Annotated in this window: 14 protein-coding genes; 7 read left to right on the top strand and 7 right to left on the bottom strand. The window is 53.1% G+C overall.

All coding sequences use genetic code 11. The annotated features are described in order from the left end of the window. Positions 1–150 precede the first annotated feature (150 nt). Positions 151–3,654 (top strand): hypothetical protein, encoded by a 3,504-nt coding sequence (locus HOV93_RS21155; RefSeq protein WP_207398539.1) that lies wholly within the window; start codon positions 151–153, stop codon positions 3,652–3,654. An 8-nt stretch (positions 3,655–3,662) separates the two neighbouring features. Here the strand turns inward: HOV93_RS21155 and HOV93_RS21150 are convergent, their stop codons facing one another. From HOV93_RS21150 to HOV93_RS21135, 4 genes are all read right to left on the bottom strand, one after another. Further along, complete coding sequence (locus tag HOV93_RS21150; RefSeq protein ID WP_207398538.1) at positions 3,663–3,932, bottom strand: hypothetical protein; 270 nt, start codon at positions 3,930–3,932, stop codon at positions 3,663–3,665. Between the two features lie 184 nt (positions 3,933–4,116). Continuing rightward, positions 4,117–4,437, bottom strand: a complete 321-nt coding sequence (gene cutA / locus HOV93_RS21145; RefSeq protein ID WP_207398537.1) for a divalent-cation tolerance protein CutA — start codon at positions 4,435–4,437, stop codon at positions 4,117–4,119. Between the two features lie 123 nt (positions 4,438–4,560). After that, positions 4,561–6,108, bottom strand: a complete 1,548-nt coding sequence (locus HOV93_RS21140; protein ID WP_207398536.1) for a hypothetical protein — start codon at positions 6,106–6,108, stop codon at positions 4,561–4,563. 192 nt (positions 6,109–6,300) lie between these two features. After that, complete coding sequence (locus HOV93_RS21135) at positions 6,301–7,212, bottom strand: FliM/FliN family flagellar motor C-terminal domain-containing protein (RefSeq protein WP_207398535.1); 912 nt, start codon at positions 7,210–7,212, stop codon at positions 6,301–6,303. Between the two features lie 611 nt (positions 7,213–7,823). Between HOV93_RS21135 and HOV93_RS26665 the strand changes: the two genes are divergently transcribed. Beyond that, positions 7,824–8,924: an MIP family channel protein gene (locus HOV93_RS26665; protein WP_390814350.1), complete on the top strand. Its 1,101-nt coding sequence runs from the start codon at positions 7,824–7,826 to the stop codon at positions 8,922–8,924. Positions 8,925–9,055: 131 nt separating this feature from the next. On the opposite strand, the gene HOV93_RS21125 is transcribed toward HOV93_RS26665, so the two are convergent. Both HOV93_RS21125 and HOV93_RS21120 read right to left on the bottom strand, forming a co-directional pair. After that, positions 9,056–9,316 carry a GlsB/YeaQ/YmgE family stress response membrane protein gene (locus HOV93_RS21125; protein ID WP_207398534.1) on the bottom strand — a complete coding sequence of 87 codons (261 nt, stop codon included), beginning with the start codon at positions 9,314–9,316 and terminating at the stop codon, positions 9,056–9,058. A gap of 86 nt (positions 9,317–9,402) precedes the next feature. Further along, complete coding sequence (locus tag HOV93_RS21120) at positions 9,403–10,248, bottom strand: glycosyltransferase (protein ID WP_207398533.1); 846 nt, start codon at positions 10,246–10,248, stop codon at positions 9,403–9,405. 406 nt (positions 10,249–10,654) lie between these two features. Here HOV93_RS21120 and HOV93_RS21115 point away from each other — a divergent pair, with 406 nt between their 5' ends. The 5 genes from HOV93_RS21115 to HOV93_RS21095 all read left to right on the top strand — a co-directional run bounded on the left by HOV93_RS21115 (position 10,655) and on the right by HOV93_RS21095 (position 16,034). Next, positions 10,655–12,721, top strand: a complete 2,067-nt coding sequence (locus HOV93_RS21115; protein WP_315853448.1) for an FAD-dependent oxidoreductase — start codon at positions 10,655–10,657, stop codon at positions 12,719–12,721. A 16-nt stretch (positions 12,722–12,737) separates the two neighbouring features. Beyond that, positions 12,738–13,538 (top strand): endonuclease/exonuclease/phosphatase family protein, encoded by an 801-nt coding sequence (locus HOV93_RS21110; RefSeq protein ID WP_207398532.1) that lies wholly within the window; start codon positions 12,738–12,740, stop codon positions 13,536–13,538. Positions 13,539–13,926: 388 nt separating this feature from the next. Then, a complete protein-coding gene (locus HOV93_RS21105) occupies positions 13,927–14,910 on the top strand; it encodes a DUF1559 domain-containing protein (RefSeq protein ID WP_261358645.1) in 984 nt (327 codons plus the stop codon). A 103-nt stretch (positions 14,911–15,013) separates the two neighbouring features. Then, positions 15,014–15,475 carry a carboxypeptidase regulatory-like domain-containing protein gene (locus HOV93_RS21100; protein ID WP_207398531.1) on the top strand — a complete coding sequence of 154 codons (462 nt, stop codon included), beginning with the start codon at positions 15,014–15,016 and terminating at the stop codon, positions 15,473–15,475. A gap of 124 nt (positions 15,476–15,599) precedes the next feature. After that, positions 15,600–16,034: a secondary thiamine-phosphate synthase enzyme YjbQ gene (locus HOV93_RS21095; RefSeq protein WP_207398530.1), complete on the top strand. Its 435-nt coding sequence runs from the start codon at positions 15,600–15,602 to the stop codon at positions 16,032–16,034. A 422-nt stretch (positions 16,035–16,456) separates the two neighbouring features. Here the strand turns inward: HOV93_RS21095 and HOV93_RS21090 are convergent, their stop codons facing one another. Beyond that, on the bottom strand, positions 16,457–17,344 hold the full coding sequence (locus tag HOV93_RS21090; RefSeq protein ID WP_207398529.1) for a hypothetical protein: 888 nt from the start codon (positions 17,342–17,344) through the stop codon (positions 16,457–16,459). Positions 17,345–17,390 lie beyond the last annotated feature (46 nt).

Below are 17,390 nucleotides of genomic sequence, written 5' to 3'. Positions count from 1 at the left end.
TGGTCCCAAGGTAAATCGGCGGGCCACTCCCTGCTTGTCGAGCTATCCGCAATGGATTGCTAGCTCGTAAGTCGCTCTGGCTTGAAATTCCGCAATGCGATACAAACCGCGTGGATTTATGCGCGCAGCGTAACGAATAAGGTCAGAGCGATGAAAAAAGATCGAACGGATTCGACTGAAACGGCCAGTAGTTGGGCTAAATGGCGACCATTGGTGTTTGTGGCTGGCCTGGTCTTTCTAGTGGTGATCTTTCCATCGATCGTGGCGCAAACGCCTCTTTTGTCGTGGGGGATCTCTCAGGCTACGGTCGATCTCCATGGCAAGGTGACCGTCGAGTCTGCTTCGCTGGGTTGGTTTTCACCCATCGTTCTCAAGGGAGTGGAAGTCGTCGATGCCGAGGGGGCTCCGATCGCAGAAATCCCTTCGGTCCGCGTGAGTCAATCGCTCTTGGGCCTGATAGGCAACTCGGCCAACTTAGGGACGATTGAAATCAATCAACCGGTCGTCCATGTAAGTGTGTCCCAGGGGCAAAGCAATCTGGAACAACTTTTACCAGTTACGGAAGCATCCACAGAAGCAGGTGACGGAGAACCGGCCACTGTGCGAACATACCGCTTGGTCGTTCGCCAAGGCATCGTGCATCTGGCCGATGGGAACTCTTCACGGACTTGGACTTTAGAAGACCTTTCAGCCGATGTCGACTTTCGTGAGTTGGCGGTCCCGGCACCGTGTAACTTTTCCGCTAGTCTGCGCGATCGTGAGCAAATTGGGGTAGTGCAAGGCAAAGGTACCCTGCCGACCGGTTCAGGAGACGCCAAATTCTCGGTCGTGACTAAGGGAGTTCCGTTGGGGGTTGCCGAACTGATCGGTGCTCGCACGGGACAGCAGATATCTGCCCAGGGAGAACTCAATGGGCAGATCGACCTTGTCTCATCGCAAGCTGGGCCCTCCGTATTGTGTAATCTGGAAGCGAGCGGGATCCAACTGCGTGCAATTAACTCGGCGCGTGGTGCAGGCTGGAACGATGGAACACTCCGGCTAACAGGCGAAATTGGATTTGCTGGGAGTCACACTCAGGCCAATCAATTCACGCTGACGACCGATTGGGGGCAAGTCCTTATCAATGGAAGAATTCCCACACAGCTAACGGCGGCTTCGTCTCCTAATGCTTCACCGGGGCAGTTGCTGGGTGATCAGCCGTGGGAGTTGCGAGGGACCATCGACGTGGCGCGGTTGGCCAATGCATTTCCTGAACTGCTTCAGATCCGGGACGACGTTCAGCTTCAGGAAGGGCGGGTCACTTTAAATCTGGCGAATCATCTCGAAGCGGGACATTCCTCGTTGCGCGCGGCGGCAGTCGTTTCCAACATCGTGGCAATCGTGAATGGGCGACATGCCGATTGGCAGCATCCGTTGGAACTGTCTGCAGGCATTTCAATGCCAGGCGATCAATTGCAACTCGATTCTATTGCTTGTCGTTCATCCTTCCTGACGGCGGATGGAAAGACGAACGGTCCGCAGACCGATGTCCGCTTTTCTATTGATGGCAATCGTCTGGCCTCGGACCTCTCGCGATTTATCGATCTTAAAGGAAATCAGTTTACAGGCACGCTCGAAGGGTCGCTGCAGATTCAAAATCTGGGTGGCGGTCGAGTCGGGCTCGCTGCTGCTACTCAGGGTACCAATGTGAAGTGGACGCAAGGCTCGCAGGTTTACTTTGCAGAGCCTCGACTTCAGGCTCAGTTGCAATCGACGGTCGTTTTGCAGAATGCGGCGCTACAGCAGATCGAGTCGGCCAATGCGTCACTGCAGGCAGGCTCGACATCGTTGACAGCCCAAACATCGGCCGGAGTCATTCTTAGCGAAGACACCGTTTGGCCGATCAAGCTACAATTGCAAGGAGCCGTCGCGCCAATTTGGGCGCAGCTGAGCGGATTAATCGGCTTTGGAGATTATCAGGTCGGTGGCAATGGAATGGTTTTGGCAAAGCTGGCCATGGGAACAAACCAATGGTTGATTGAAGGAGTGAATGTCGATCTGAATGACTTCTCTCTGGCAGGGCCGGCTACGCAGATCAACGAAAAGAAACTTCGAGTGGAAGGGAATGCTTTAGTCGATTGGGCTGCGCAGCATTTTTCGAGTAAGCAGTTTACCGTGGTCGGTACGACCATTTCGGCTCGTGGGACAGGTATAGACGTTCCCTTAAGAAGCGACGCAACGGCATCCGGTCAACTGGCTTATCGCGTCGATTTGAGTCGAGGGGTGCATTGGGTCGTGCCGCCACAGTGGCTAGGACAAAACCGTGTGGGCGGAGAGATGTCAGGTACCATGACTCTTTCCAGCGACACCAATGGAATCGTTCTTCAGAACAGCGGACAGATTGCCAACTGGGAATTATTAGTTCCACCTGCCGATTCAAACGGAGCAGTTCAGTCTCAGATCCAGCCTGCTTCGGCAAGTCGACAAACGCTTTCCTGGCGCGAAACGAACTTGTTGTACATGCAATCGCTTAGCCTGAATCACGCCGAAGACACATTGGCAGTGCATGAATGTGAGTTGAACTGCTCTGCCTTGAAACTGAATGCACGTGGTGGCGTGAGCCAATTGTCGACCATGGGCAACGTTTCGATCCAAGGTCAGGCAGATTATGACTGGGCCAAGCTATCTCCGCTGGTGGCTGCGTTCATAGGACCTCAAGTCCAAATTCAAGGGCAACGCACCTCGCGTTTTCAGTGGACCGGCCCACTGTGGGACGGAGCGAACTCTGCCGGGAATTCGTTGACCATCTCGCCGGCATGGGAAGCCGCCGGTGATGTCTCCTGGCAACAAGCCAGCCTTTTCGGCATACCGGCAGGCGAGTCCACACTGAGTGCCCAACTTCGGCAAGGCACTATTCAGCTGACGGCGAATAGCCCTGAACTTAGTGGAGGGAAGCTGGCGTTGAACACCCAGTTGCTTCTCAATGCAAAGCCTATTCAGTGGCAAGTACCCCCAGGGCGAGTCATCGAGAACGTCGCCATTACCCCTGAAATGTGTCGTACGTGGCTGCAATACGTTACCCCGATCGTGGCAGATGCAACACGCGTCGAGGGGCGGTTTTCGCTCGACGTGGAACGAGGACTGTTCCCCATCGCTGATCCCATCCAAGGCGAGTCCAACGGCGTGCTGCACATTCAAGGAGCCGAAGTACGGTCTGGTCCGCTGGCCCAGGGATACGTAATGCTTGCTCGAAACGTGGAAGCGTTGGTTCAAGGAAAACCGGCTGCAGCGATCGGCCAAGATTCCGCGTCGCTTCTGACCTTGCCACCGCAGCAGGTTCGCTACCGGATGGTCAAGGGTCGCGTGTATCACGAAAACCTGATCGTTCAGTCGGGGACCGTTCAGGTGATTACATCCGGCTGGGTAGACGCTAACCAACAGATGCAAATGATGGCCTCCATTCCGATTCAAGACAGTTGGGTCGAGAAAGCTCCCTGGTTGGCGTCTATGCGAGGCACCGCGCTGAATGTACCCATCTCGGGGTCTATGCATCAGCCGAAAATCGACAGTCAAGTGATTGAACAGATGACCCGAGGCTTGATTGATAATGCTGCTCGGGGAGCGATTCAGGACGGGATCAATCGAGGCCTGCAGGAACTGTTCGGGCCACGGTAACTTAGCATTCAAGCCTGTCCGTCTTGAGAGGCAGCGAACCGACGAAACTCGCCTTCATCGATAAAGATGGCTTCGTCGGACAGTTGAAAGACAAGGTCCGTCCCAGGCCAGCCCAGTGCGCTTAAAAGCGTATCAAACGCTTCGTCCGAGCAATTCCCTTTAATTTCAGCAGAATGCAAACGGCCATTACGATCAAACAAGACGCCATCTAGCTGCCAGGCGTCATCCCCATCGTTCTCGTGCACCCAGACGAATGAGCCATCAGGCTCAAACAACATGCGAGGTAGGTTGATCAGGCGGGATTGCGCGCTCTCGAAGGAGCACCCCATTGGCTCGCCCAACACGATAGGCGATATCGACAATGTCTGAAGCCGAAGTCCTCGTGCTTGAACGAGAGGACCCAACTGCAGTGATCGGGGGCGAGCATGCACCGAAACGTGAAACCGATACATCGACTTCTTACTAATTATGAACCTGATTGGCCACCCACTCCAAATATTCGCTCGACCCATCAATGATAGGAAGCGCAATAATCTCAGGAACTTCGTACTTATGGTGCTGGCGAATCAGTTCGGCTAATGAGGAAAAAAACGGCCTCGTCGTCTTGATCGAGACCAAAAACTCTTCTTCTTTTTGGATCGTTTCTTGCCACTTGTAGACAGATTTTATGGGACCAACAATCTGTACACATGCCCCTTGGGCATTTTGAACGATGGTCTCGGCAAGCTTCTCTGCATTCGCAGAACTATCGGTCGTTGTTTGAACTACGATCGCCTGCGACATACCGTCTGACATCTCCAAAAAGAAGGAAGAATCTCCAACGTGCCTGCCCCTGTCGATAGTCTACTTGAATCCTGGGGGATGCGGGCGAGACTTTCCGTGTGGGTTTCCGCAAAGGACGTTAGGTTATCGTTGCGGACCTATCGATTCATTCGATTTGCGTAGTGGACCCCCTAGAGGTTCATAGACTGGAGAGGGGGGCGCGGGGATTGTGTGACCACCCAGCGAAGAAGATTTCCCGGGTGATCGGAGAGGGGGAGTGAACACAGGGTTCGCTTTAGGAGCCATCACGTTCTGTGCCCCATCCAGGCGAATTCGACGAATTGGTGACGGCGCGGTTCCGAGAATCCCGCTCCAAACCTCGTAAGGAGAACCTTGTCGTTCGTCATCTCGGTAGAAGGTCAGGTAGGTCATCTTCTCAGAAGGAAGGAACTCGCGCCAATCTCCTGCGCTACACGTAGGCGAATAGACCCGACGCCATGTTCCGCAGTTGAAATAGAGTTGGCTGAGCATATAACCATCGGCGAAACTTGCATCTAATGGAACGGTTTCATCAGAATGGGTATGGCCGAAAACGATATGTTTGGCGCGCCGACTACGGAACTCACATTCCTCCATCGCCTTCTTCGAAAGCGATTTGCTTTGACCTTGTTTTCGGAGCCAAGCCATGATGCGTGTGCCCCAAGTTTCTTCATCCTGGTGTCGAAATTTCAGTAGTGAACCGAGTTCTTCCAGATCTCGCACGCCGAAGGAGTTGTCGCGATCTAGTTGGTAAATCTGCGGCATCAGTTGGGTAATAACACGATCCCAGCAATTCTTCAGTTCGTATTGCAACGATGTGACCGGACAAGAAATTTTCATCATCTGGTTCAAGCACACTGGTGCCATGATCAAAGGACGAACGTGGTCCAGTTCCTGAAGTCCCAATTGGCATGACGCTGGCAGTTGCTCTCCAAGACCATGCTGGATCTCGAAGCGAAAACGCATGAGTCCTTCAATTAGAAGAATGTCTGCCAGACTAGCTCGGTCGCGGTGGCCGGCATAGCTGAGGTTATCGAACACGTCACCATGTCGCGCGAACATACGATGTTGACGCAATGCAGCCAACAACTGGGGGTCCTCGGCTGGTTCGTGAGCGAAAGGGCGTTCCGGTTGATTATTGAGTCCCAGTGCTTCGACGATGGTACCGCGCACATGGTTCATTTCTGAATCTGGCAAATGCAACGGCCAGTCCGCATTTCCCACCATGTAATGAATGCGAACGGGAACGGGTTGCAAGTCGTCGTCGAATGTTGGTTTGCCATCGGGAGACATCCCTGGAACGCGCACGGTTTGGCGTTCGCTGATTCCTTTGAAGATGGCAGTCGTTTCTAAGTTGCGCGTTAGGATGCCAGAGACGATCGAACCAACGCGTTTGGAGAATTCGCCGGACTCTTGAGTGTTCCACGGTTTTGGGCCATCGATGAGCCACCGAGAGGATCGCATGATATCCAAAACGTCCCCCAGCAGAACAATATCGATGTGGGGAATGGGGCGGTACTGACCATCACTCCGCCAAGAAGCGCGCACGGCGAGATCTTGGAGCCGTTGCGTGAAAATCTGAAAGGCCCCTGAATCCAGGGTCTCGCAACTGGTGCCGTCGGTGAGATGGAGATCGCTAAGTACGACTAACATGCTGAATCCCCGCGGACAAGATTACCAAAGGCGACGAGTCATTCCGCGTAAATGACGCATCGGAAACCCTTGAAATGAATCGGTTGCGCCGAACGCGTAACGTTAGTTTTATCGCGAGAAGCCGCACATACTGAGCGGCGATTTGGTTGAAGATTCAGCGATATCCCGTCACTGCTATCGCTGACTTCGCTGCTAGCGAACGCGTCTTCGTGCTTTCAAAGCGATATACCGTTCTTCAGGCATCGTGATGCTCGTGACGCGAACGCCAAACTTATCACCGATCTTCACGGCTTCCCCTTCAGCAATCTTCTGACGGCCGATTTCAACGTCGAGTGTATCCTCGCAAGACTTGTCGAATTGAATGATCGTCCCCACGCCCACGTTGATGATATCGTTGACCTTCATCTTCTTGGCCGCCAAGATCACTCGGATCGGTACTTCAATTTGCAGCAAACTACGGCTGAAGCCTGGTAGCTCGTTGTAGCTGCTGATTCGTGAGTGCGGTGCTTGAGGTGGGGGACTCGTGGGTGGTGCCGTCGCAGGTTTCGTTGGGGTCGGGGCCATTTCAGCAGATGCGGCATCTGGCGAGGTTTCGTCGGCTTGAAAGACGCTCGCAGGCTTGGTCATCGGCCAGAGCATTAGCGCTTCGCGTGGTACCCCGTCAATCTCTAGTTGCAAAGACAACTTAGCTGGACTGTCGCCTGGGGTTCCGTTGCGACATGCCGCTGCCAGGTCTTCGACGGCCTGAACTTGGAACTCCATGGCCATGAACTCCTCAGGCAAGAGGGTCATGCCGAGTTCCTGCCCGAGTGTTGCTAGCTTGCTTTCGCCGGTCGGATCTGGTGTTGCATACCAATCGGGTAGCAGGCCGCTTTGCTGGGGGATCAGTATCAACGCGGCCTGGGATTCGACGTTCAAGACAATCGCCAGCCCGGTGACCTTCCAGTCGGCTAAGTCTGTTTCGAGGGAGAGTGGGCTCCCCTCACCCAACTGAAGTTGGATCTTTTGATCGAAAGCCCTGGAAAACGCATCCGACGCTTCCACTGCGGTTGCTTCGCAGGCTGAGATGACTTCGGAAAGGGCTTCAATGTTGAATGCAGGCATAGTTCTGATTGGGATACGGCGCGCACGGATAGATTGTCGTTCGTATTTCTAAGTGTGATCGGCAGTCTCTGTCGTTAAACTTGATATATTCGCCCTAAACTCCCGGCTGCTGCTATCGCCTAAGGAGCAAATCATCCCGAGAAACGGAGAGATAATTCGTCTGATATTTCAGCGATTTGTCGTATGGGCTGATCACATGCGGGTGATGTAAATTGTTATGTCATTTGGTATTACGGTTTTATTGCCAGGATTGAGCATGACCACATTGCCATTGATCCAAGAAATAATCGGAAATAAACTCGCTCTGAAATCCCTGCCGTAGTAAAAGGTGATGGTCTTCCACCCATGTAGGCTGGTCATGCCGGCATGGTTGGGTAGCGTGATACGTGCGTTATCGAGGTTGCTTAGCGCTTCGGTTGTGATCAATCGACGGTTTTTCAGGCATCCAGCCGTACGCAAGGTGATTGGGCTTATTGAATCGTGACGAGAAGGTACGCTGAACAGTTATAGGTCCACTTGTGGTTGCTTCGCTGGTTTCTTGCATTGTTTAGAAACCGTCGTCTAATGAGACGGCGAGAGCGAACTTCTGCTTGTGTTGGAGACAGTCATTCGTGAGACGCTATGTTGCAGAAGCAATTGGGACGTTTGCTCTCGTCTTCGCAGGGACGGGCGCTATCATCGTCAATGATGTCAGCCAGCAGTCCGTTACTCATGTCGGTATTGCGTTGACCTTCGGCCTGGTTGTGATGGCACTGATCTACGCGATAGGCGACATCTCGGGGGCGCATCTCAACCCAGCAGTGACAATCGGGTTTTGGGTTGCTCGTCAGTTTGAAGGTAAAGAAATTGCCCCGTATCTCATTGCCCAGCTATCAGGGGCTATTGCGGCAAGTGCCACTTTAAGAGTGCTTTTTTTAGAGCATGATACCCTGGGCACTACGTTGCCTGCGGGGGTCTGGTGGCAGTCCTTTGTGTTCGAGGTCATCCTCACATTCTTTCTGATGTTTATCATTCTTAATGTCGCCACCGGTGCGAAGGAAAAAGGCATTATGGCGGGCGCTGCCATTGGTGCAACCGTCGGATTAGAAGCGATGTTCGCTGGCCCCATATGCGGAGCATCGATGAATCCGGCTCGATCCATTGCTCCGGCTTTGGTGAGTGGTCATTGGGAACATTTGTGGATCTATATCGTGGCTACGATTGCCGGTGCGGTACTGGCTGTTTTTGCTTATCAATTCATTCAGCCAGAAACAGATTCCAACGCAATCGTTGTATCGGGGCATCCTGCGGCGGGGAAATTCACAAAACGTGTTTTGATCATATGCACAGGGAACTCATGTCGCTCGCAAATGGCTGAAGCTATTTGGAAGCTATTAGGCCAAGGTAAATGGGAGGCCTACTCGGCCGGCTCAAAGCCATCGGGCTACGTGCATCCCCTGGCAATTGAAGCGATGAAAGAGTGGGGCGTCGATATTAGCAGCTACGAAAGCAAGTTAGCCAGCAATTTCTGGAATCAACCGTTTGATCTGGTGGTTACGGTTTGTGACAACGCCAAAGAAGAGTTTCCCGTCTATCCTGGTGCCAAAGAGATGCTCCATTGGCCGTTTAACGACCCGGCTGAGGCTCAGGGCACAGATGCGGAGAATATGCCTACTTTTCGGCGGGTTCGCGATGAAATCAAAACCAAGATTGGTCAATACTTAGAAGTCTAAGTTACATTCCAGAGGCTTATTTGTCCGGCAGTTTCGCAGCCACATCGCATGGGATGTTAGTGTTGCAATCGACATATTCACAGCCTGAAGGTCATCTCCCAGGCTGTGTTCTTCTCTCGAGCAAATACAGGCTATTCTTTTTTGCCGCCAATTAAAACGCGGTAGATGGCCAGGACGACCATGGCGCCCAGTATTGCAACGCCAAAACTGTATAGATTGAATCCGGTAACTGTGCCGTATCCGAGCCCGGTCGCAATGAAGCCACCCACTGTGGCTCCCACAATACCAATGATGATGGTGACGATGCAGCCGCCGGGGTCGTCTCCGGGAAAGAGAAACTTGGCTAATGCCCCGGCAATGAGGCCGAATACGATCCAGGAAATAATACCCATGGGTTGTTGCTTTCGATAGGACTGGTTTCGTTTAAACAACCCAGACCTAACGCACAAAGCGTGCCAATAATTGGCTGAAACTGGGCTTAGTTAGAAGAGGGAAGTTCCTTGCTGAAAGTCATTTGGCCAAACAGCCACAGGACAAACTTACTCGGCATCATCATCAGGCCCCGTTCTGCCAGAAGTCGCATGCGATCTGCGCCGACCATCTTCCCGCGAAAATGGGCCTCTTTCATGCGGATGGTTTCCCCTAGCTGTTTTTTGAGCTTGGTACTCTTCATGCTTTCCGGGTGAACGCGGTAACGGACCAGCGGCTCGGGGTAGTTTTCAAACTTAGCGCCGGCTTTAGCTAGGCGACACCAAAGATCGTAGTCTTCCACGTAGAAGTCTTTGTGGTATCCACCTAGTGCCATGACCGCTTCTCGCTTGAACATCACCACCGGGTGGGCAATCGGACAATAACGCCGGAGGGCATTTACAATCGTATCGTGCTTGCGGGGATAGTCGCGGTAGCCGAGATGATTTCCATCGTCATCGATAATGTTCAAAGTACTTCCCAAGACAACCAATTCAGGGTCTTCATGAAAGCACTGGGCCTGGGTGGCAACGCGATGAGGCTCCCAAATGTCGTCCGCATCACCCCTGGCGATCAAGTCTGCTGTGGCAATTTTGAGCCCTTGATTGAGCTGATCGGGCAAGCTGGTGCGTGTTTCGTTGCGAATATGGGTGAAACGATCATCTTTCAAATGATTAATCATCTCGCGTCCGTCGCGCTCTGACGGATCCTCAATCAAGATAATCTGCAGATTCTGATAGGTCTGCGCGAGGATGCTCTCGACCACTTCGGGAAAATGACGTGGATGCGGATTCCATACGCCCATAACGACCGAAACAAGCGGTTGTTCAGGCAAAGGAGAGTGAGGTTCTGACATGATGGATTGTGGTACCGAGCACGGTGAAGAATCGTCAAACACCTTGAATATAAATTCGGCGTCTGGTCTCGGAACGTGCTAAACGGTTAGCGTTTCATGAAGTTCCCGCCGTTCGCATGAAATCTTGTCGCCCCAGGGGATGTCAACAGTTCAATCGGTAGCGACCGGACAAAGTGTGTGTCAGGCGAATTGGGGGAAACGGAAACGGAAATGTTTCGATGGCAAAACCAGGTTCTTATCTGTGGGTGTATTAGGGCGTTGGGACTTCTGGCACGGTAATCTCAGGTTTCTTTGTTTTATTGGCGTATTAGGCAACGCAGTGCTTGCTTCTGGGTGGATTGATCCGCGTTAGCTTTGGGCTACCATATTAGAACCTCGAAAACCCTGCCTTTTTGGAGTTCTTCCCGTGATTCGATGCCTGTTAACGTTCGCTATCGCATTATCCAGCATGGCGACTGCCGTTTCTGCGGCGCCCCAACACTATGATGTTGTTATTTACGGAGGGACTTCTGCCGCCATCGCGGCTGCAGTTCAAGCCAAGAAAATGGGCAAAACGGTTGTCGTTGTTTCTCCCGATAAGCATCTCGGCGGACTTTCGAGTGGCGGGCTCGGATGGACCGATAGTGGCGATAAGAATGCCATTGGTGGGTTGTCGCTGGAATTCTACCAACGTGTAAAGAAACACTACGACCAACCAGACGCTTGGCGTCAACAAAAGCCTGAACAATACAGTCGCTATCGGACCGACGCCAACAGCATGTGGGTGTTCGAGCCGCATGTCGCCGAGAAGGTATTCGAGGAACTCGTGGACGAGTACAAAATTCCCGTCGTCCGCGATCAGTGGCTTGATCGCAAGAACGGTGTGAAGAAGGTTGATGGAAAGGTTGTCAGCATTTCGACCCTCGATGGGAACACGTACTCAGGCAAGATCTTTCTCGATACGACCTACGAAGGCGACCTGATGGCTGCCGCTGGCGTTTCGTATCACGTCGGTCGCGAGGCGAATGATGTTTATAATGAAACGATCAACGGCGTCCAAGTCGCTCGAACGCACAAGCATCAATTTGAATATCCGACCGATCCCTATGTCGACAAAGGCGATCGTAATAGCGGACTGTTGCCCCGTATATCTTCCGAGAAGCCAGGGCCAGATGGAAGTGGCGACGATAAGATTCAGGCCTATTGCTTTCGGATGTGTCTGACGACAGCGACCGATAATCAGGTCAAATTTCCCAAACCGGAAGGCTACGATCCGCATCAGTATGCGTTGCTTGCTCGTTACCTCAAGGGTGGCTGGAAGGGTGTCTTCAATAAGTTCGACCCCGCCCCAAATTTCAAGACCGATACGAACAATCACGGAGCATTCTCAACCGATAACATCGGGATGAACTACGACTATCCAGAAGCTTCGTACGAACGCCGTAAGGAAATCATTCAAGAGCACGAAACTTATCAAAAGGGCTGGCTCTACTTTATTGCCAACGATCCGTCCATTCCTAAGGACATCCAAGATCGCATGAATAAGTGGGGATTGGCGAAGGATGAGTTCGTCGACAATGGCAATTGGCCGCATCAGATCTACGTCCGCGAAGCTCGCCGCATGATCGGCCCCGTCGTGATGTGCGAACCGATGTTGAAAGCGCAAGTCCCTACACCCAAGAGCATCGGGATGGGCTCGTACAACATGGATTCGCATAACGTTCAGCGGTTTGTTAACGAGCAGGGACATGTCCGAAACGAAGGGGATATTCAGATCAGCCCGGGCGGTCCGTACCCGATCAGTTACGACAGCGTGACTCCTAAAAAGGAGGAATGTACCAACTTGTTGGTGCCTGTCTGCGTGTCGTCATCGCACATTGCCTACGGATCGATCCGCATGGAACCAGTCTTTATGATCCTCGGTCAATCGGCTGCTACGGCGGCATGCATGGCTATTGATCAAGACATCGCTGTTCAAGATGTCGAATATGCCGAACTGAGCGAGCGACTCCTAAAGGATGGACAAGTCCTAGAAATGGAACGCAAGAGGTTCGCTCCGAAACAAGTTATCGACCCCAAGAAACTAGACGGCATCGTCGTTGACGATACCCAGGCTCAGATGTCAGGAGCTTGGCCCGTAAGCAGTTCCGTTTCTGGCTACGTGGGGACAGGTTACGTTCACGACGAAAACAAGGCCCAGGGCAAAAAGTCGATCTCCTTCCGAGTCTCGAAGTTGGAAGCCGGCAAGTATGACGTTCGCGTTGCCTATTCCAATAATCCCAATCGTGCATCGAACGTGCCGGTAAGTGTCACTACGCAAGGGAAGGAAGTCTACTCCGGGACGATCGATCAAAAGAAGGCCCCGAGCATCGATAAGGTCTTTGTTTCGTTGGGCAAATTCGAGCTTAGTGGTGAGACGGTGGTTACATTGACCAACGAAGGTGTCGATGGCTATGTGGTTGCCGACGCTGTTGTGTTTTTGCCTGCCCAATAGTTGCGAAGGGAATTCGATGCTAACTTTTCGAGCTTTGCCTCTCTTGTTGCTCGCGATTGGTGTTGTGTCAGCAGCAGCGGCTCAAGAGCCGACGCGGGTCCGAGTTGTCAGCTACAACATTCACCACGGTGAAGGGACCGACGGAAAGCTAGATCTGAAACGCATCGCTCAAGTCTTGAGCGATGCCAAGCCCGACATTGTTGCTCTGCAGGAAGTCGATCAAAACACGAAGCGAACGGAAAACGTCGATCAGACGGCAGTACTTGCCAAACTACTGAAGATGAACAGCGTCTTTGGTGGAAATATCGACTTCCAAGGGGGACGCTACGGCAATGCCATTTTGACGAAATATTCTTCGATTTCGGTGACGAACCACCCACTTCCGGCGCTTACGTCAGGCGAACAGCGTGGATTGATGGAGGCCGATATTAGCGTGCCAGGCATGAAGCAACCGTTGAAATTCTTGGCCACGCATTTTGACTATCGAGGTGACGATAAAGAGCGTGTCGCTTCTTGCGAGATGATTGCCCAGCTGATTCGAGATTGGGGGAATCGCCCTGCCCTGCTGGCCGGCGATTTGAATGCGTTGCCTGAGAGCAGAACGCTGACACTTTTGGAAAACGATTGGACCCGAGCCAATCGCCATATCCTGGCAACCTTTCCCAGCGACACGCCAACGCGACAGATTGACTACATCATGCTTCGGCCTATGGAAGGATGGAAGGTCGTTGAGTATCGCGTGCTCGATTCACCGGTCGCTTCCGATCATCGCGGCATTCTCGCCGTTCTAGATTGGGCAGAACCAAGCACGAAGTAGCTTGTCAAATGCTGACATGCGTTTGCCTGTGACCTCCGACTCTATCGTGCTTGTGATCAAGAAACGCTTCTTAACGTGTCGTTTCCCGGCTACAAGAGTGCGGGTCACCGCAGCGCCTAAAAATAACAGAGTTGTTGACGTTTTTTCTAATATCTGTTTTGCGCACGAGACTCTCGCGAAGGCAACATTGTTGACCCCCAGAGGGCCCGGAAGAATCGTGGACTTTGTTTAGATTTCGTGAATTGCAATCCGTCTGCGGAAAAGCCGATTGTGCATTTGATTTGATCCCATTCTATTGACCGCCATAGTGATCGAAACGATCGCGGTCGCCGAAATGTTTGGCGAAATCGTTGAATCATAACGTCGTAATTCATTAAGAGTAGGTCTGATGAAATTTCAAGTCACACGTAATGCACTGTCTGCGCGAAAAGGTTTCACGCTGGTGGAACTGCTGGTGGTAATCGCGATTATCGGGGTCCTTATCAGCTTGCTTCTGCCGGCTGTCCAGCAAGCCCGCGAGGCGGCTCGGAGAATGCAGTGCCAGAATAACCTAAAGCAGATCGGGTTGGCATTGCACAACTATCACGACACCTACCTTAGTCTAGCCTCTGGCAATCAAGGGATGGTGAACGCGGCTGGCACGCAGTACAACGGACACGGTTGGACGTGGCAGGCAAGCATCTTGCCGTTCCTCGAGCAAAGGGCACTCTACGACTCGATCCAGGGGGCTACCGACGGGTATGGCAGCGAATCAGGCAGCTCAGGTTCCGGGAAGCCAGTGATCGTTTTGGAAAACGACGTTCAAGTGTTCTGGTGCCCCTCCCAGGAAGACGTTCGCAACGGTGCTCAGAAGTATGCGGTCGGGGACCAACCATCCAATTACAACGGAAACATGGGAACTCGGATCGGGAACGGAAATGACAACTGCGTCTGCACTGGAGTATCGACGGTCGCTGAGATGAAATCGGAAGATTGGGGCTGCATGAATGGCAACGGTGTTTTCTACGTCGCGAGCAAGACTCGGTTTGCCGATGTGAAGGACGGTCTGTCCAACACGATCTTCGTCAGCGAGGTCGTCGATACTGGCGGCGACGTCATCGGCCATTTTAGCGGGGGTTGCGACCGGCATGCCATGTTCTCAGGCGGGGCTGACGGCAATCCGCCCACTGAGATGACGGAGTACTTAATCGCCGCGGAAGGTAACGATCCGATCAACGGCGGCTCCGAAGAAGCGGCTGGTAGCTGGCACGCCGGCGGAGCTCAATTCCTCTTGGGTGACGGCAGCGTCCGTTTCCTGTCGGAAAACATGGATATGGCGACCTATCAGGGGCTGAGCACCCGCTCAGGCCGTGAAGTCCTTGGCGAGTTTTAATCCGAAGGATTTCTTACGAGCAATCCGCGCCGCCGATCGTGCGGCGGCACGGCCGCTAAGCTGAAATCTCAACATTTTATAAGCCACATTACGGAGTTGCACAGTGAAGTCGTTACAAACTGGTCGCCTGGCAGTGGCCTTGTCGATGATACTACTGAGTCTGACAGGCTGTAGTGGGCCTAGTGATCAGCCTGACCTAGGGCAGGTGAGCGGAACCATCACGCTTGACGGGAAGCCTCTCAACAATATTGTCGTTGTCTTTCAACCCGATAACGGTCGTCCGGCTCGAGGCCGCACGGATACTGAGGGCCAGTACGAGCTTACTTACATCCGCAGTTCCCTCGGGACTAAGGTCGGCCACAATCGAGTTGAAATCGCACCGAGCGAAGAGGATGACGCCCCTGACGAGCCCGAAGAGGATGCGGACAGTCGTAAGGTCAATCGGCCTTCCAAGTCAGGAAAGCCTAGAATCCCGGTTCGGTACAATATCAAGAGCGAACTCGAGGCGGATGTGCAGCCAGGCGAGAACACCTTTGATTTTGAACTCACTAGTTCTAAGAAGTAAACTTCGATAAATCTATCGAGCAAAAAGGCTTGCCTCACTGGCGAGCCTTTTTTCATGCGCCGCATCGATCGGTTACAATCGCTCGGAAAGAATCCATTGGCTATTCAAGGAGAGAGTACCTGCGATGAAGTCGTTTACCAAAGAAATCTGGATGGACGTCCCTCAACGACGGATGATCGTCGATATCCACGGCGACGTGGAAGACTGCCTCGCGGAAAGTGGTATTCAAGAGGGCATGGTCCTGGTCAATGCCATGCACATTACGGCAAGTGTCTTCATCAACGACAACGAAAGTGGCCTGCACCAGGATTACGATCGTTGGTTAGAAGAGATGGTCCCCTTCAACCCCGGCACCGACCCTGCCAGCGGCGGCTACTTGCACAACCGCACCGGCGAAGACAATGCGGATGCCCACCACAAGCGACAGGTCATGGGGCGGGAAGTGGTGGTTGCGATTACCAAGGGCAAACTGCACTTAGGGCCGTGGGAGCATATCTTTTACTACGAGTTTGACGGTCGGCGACGGAAGCGGATTTTGGTGAAGATTATTGGGGAGTGACGTATGGACAGGGCAAAGGTGGTAGGTTGGCTATCGACAATGACGGACAAGCAATTCGTTGAATTCTTCTACGAGGCTGTATCCCGAAGGGACACGTCCGAAATCAGGGGAGAACAAGGGCACTTGGTCTTGGCAGATACTAGCCGGTTGCCAGGAGAGCAGCGAGATACCTTCTTTTTGGCGATACCCGATCCGGATAAATATGAGACGGAGTGGGCAAATGACTGTCCCATCTGTCAAACGGGACAGTGTATTGAGTGTAAGTCATGGGTTCGTTGTATTGCCAAGCATGCCGTCTGTCCAATTTGTAGCGAGAAGGTCTACTGCACTTGAAGTCACCCGCTTACGACAAGCCGGACGAAACGCTTTTCGGGCGGCCTTAAAGGGACTGCGACTGAGAGACATATAGCGGCTCAGAAGGCTCAAGCGACCATTCGATCTAAAGCCAACAAGGCTATCCGCCACGGGGCTTGGCGGGTCTCTTGAGTCTGCCACCATTGGCCGACCACTTCTGCCAAAGCCTCGTGCCCGACGTGCGTGACCTGCCACAGCTTGAGGGCATCGGCCAGGCTCACGGTACCGGGTTTGATTAATTCGACTTCTTCCGCCGCGTACAAGATGCCCGGCAAGGTGGCCAGTCGTGCGACCATGCCGATGCGGTCGGGGTCGATTTCTTCGCTGTACTTGGGTAGGTCTAGGTTCAACTGCGAGAGCAGCCAGCCGAGTCGGGCGACCTCGGGAAGTTGGGGGTTCGGGTCGTAGAGCATCCCTTCCAGGCGAACGCTGTTGTAGGCCAGATGAGCTGTCCCACGACCTCCGCTGATGGGCAACACTAAGATCACATCGGCCGTTTCAGGCAAGAATTCTTCTGGCAGGACTCGCTGTAGAAAGTAGAGCAAGCCGGGGCCGCGTGCTTCCCAGGCTTCGCGCAAGGGGCGGCGGCGAAGCAGTAGTTCGTCCGCTGCTTTCGGCATGGCCGCCGCGTAGGCACTGGTAAGGTCAGATAGGGCACCACCGATTGACGCGGCCAGGCCGGACTCGCTGGCTTCCAGGCCGAGCGTCTTGCGAAGGACCACTTTGGCCAGCTCGCCTTTACCATCAAGCTGGGCGGAAAGGGGTAAAGCGTGTCTCCAGAATAGTTTGGGAGCAACCTTGGCCGTTTGAAGTTGGCTTACCAGGCTGTTGGCAGCCGGGGCTACGGCGTTTACAAGATCTTCAGAAACCCCGGAAGGAGGATTTCCGGCCAGGATCTGGGCAGCATGCAAGCAACTGGTCCAGGTATTTTCTTGCCAGCGAAGTTCCAGATTCATCCTTAGGTTCCTTCCGTAGGGGTGGGTACATGTTCTAAAATCATCT

Source organism: Bremerella alba, assembly GCF_013618625.1.
Lineage (GTDB): Bacteria > Planctomycetota > Planctomycetia > Pirellulales > Pirellulaceae > Bremerella > Bremerella alba.
This window is presented reverse-complemented; position numbering and strand designations above follow the sequence as displayed.

Bases quoted from the DNA above. Each gene is read 5' to 3' on its own strand.
- HOV93_RS21140 (WP_207398536.1), bottom strand. From the start codon at position 6,108: ATGTTAGTCGTACTTAGCGATCTCCATCTCACCGACGGCACCAGTTGC.
- HOV93_RS21135 (WP_207398535.1), bottom strand. From the start codon at position 7,212: ATGCCTGCATTCAACATTGAAGCCCTTTCCGAAGTCATCTCAGCCTGC.
- HOV93_RS21150 (WP_207398538.1), bottom strand. From the start codon at position 3,932: ATGTTGTTTGAGCCTGATGGCTCATTCGTCTGGGTGCACGAGAACGAT.
- HOV93_RS21125 (WP_207398534.1), bottom strand. From the start codon at position 9,316: ATGGGTATTATTTCCTGGATCGTATTCGGCCTCATTGCCGGGGCATTA.
- HOV93_RS21095 (WP_207398530.1), top strand. From the start codon at position 15,600: ATGAAGTCGTTTACCAAAGAAATCTGGATGGACGTCCCTCAACGACGG.
- HOV93_RS21155 (WP_207398539.1), top strand. From the start codon at position 151: ATGAAAAAAGATCGAACGGATTCGACTGAAACGGCCAGTAGTTGGGCT.
- HOV93_RS21120 (WP_207398533.1), bottom strand. From the start codon at position 10,248: ATGTCAGAACCTCACTCTCCTTTGCCTGAACAACCGCTTGTTTCGGTC.
- cutA (WP_207398537.1), bottom strand. From the start codon at position 4,437: ATGTCGCAGGCGATCGTAGTTCAAACAACGACCGATAGTTCTGCGAAT.
- HOV93_RS21090 (WP_207398529.1), bottom strand. From the start codon at position 17,344: ATGAATCTGGAACTTCGCTGGCAAGAAAATACCTGGACCAGTTGCTTG.
- HOV93_RS21110 (WP_207398532.1), top strand. From the start codon at position 12,738: ATGCTAACTTTTCGAGCTTTGCCTCTCTTGTTGCTCGCGATTGGTGTT.
- HOV93_RS21105 (WP_261358645.1), top strand. From the start codon at position 13,927: ATGAAATTTCAAGTCACACGTAATGCACTGTCTGCGCGAAAAGGTTTC.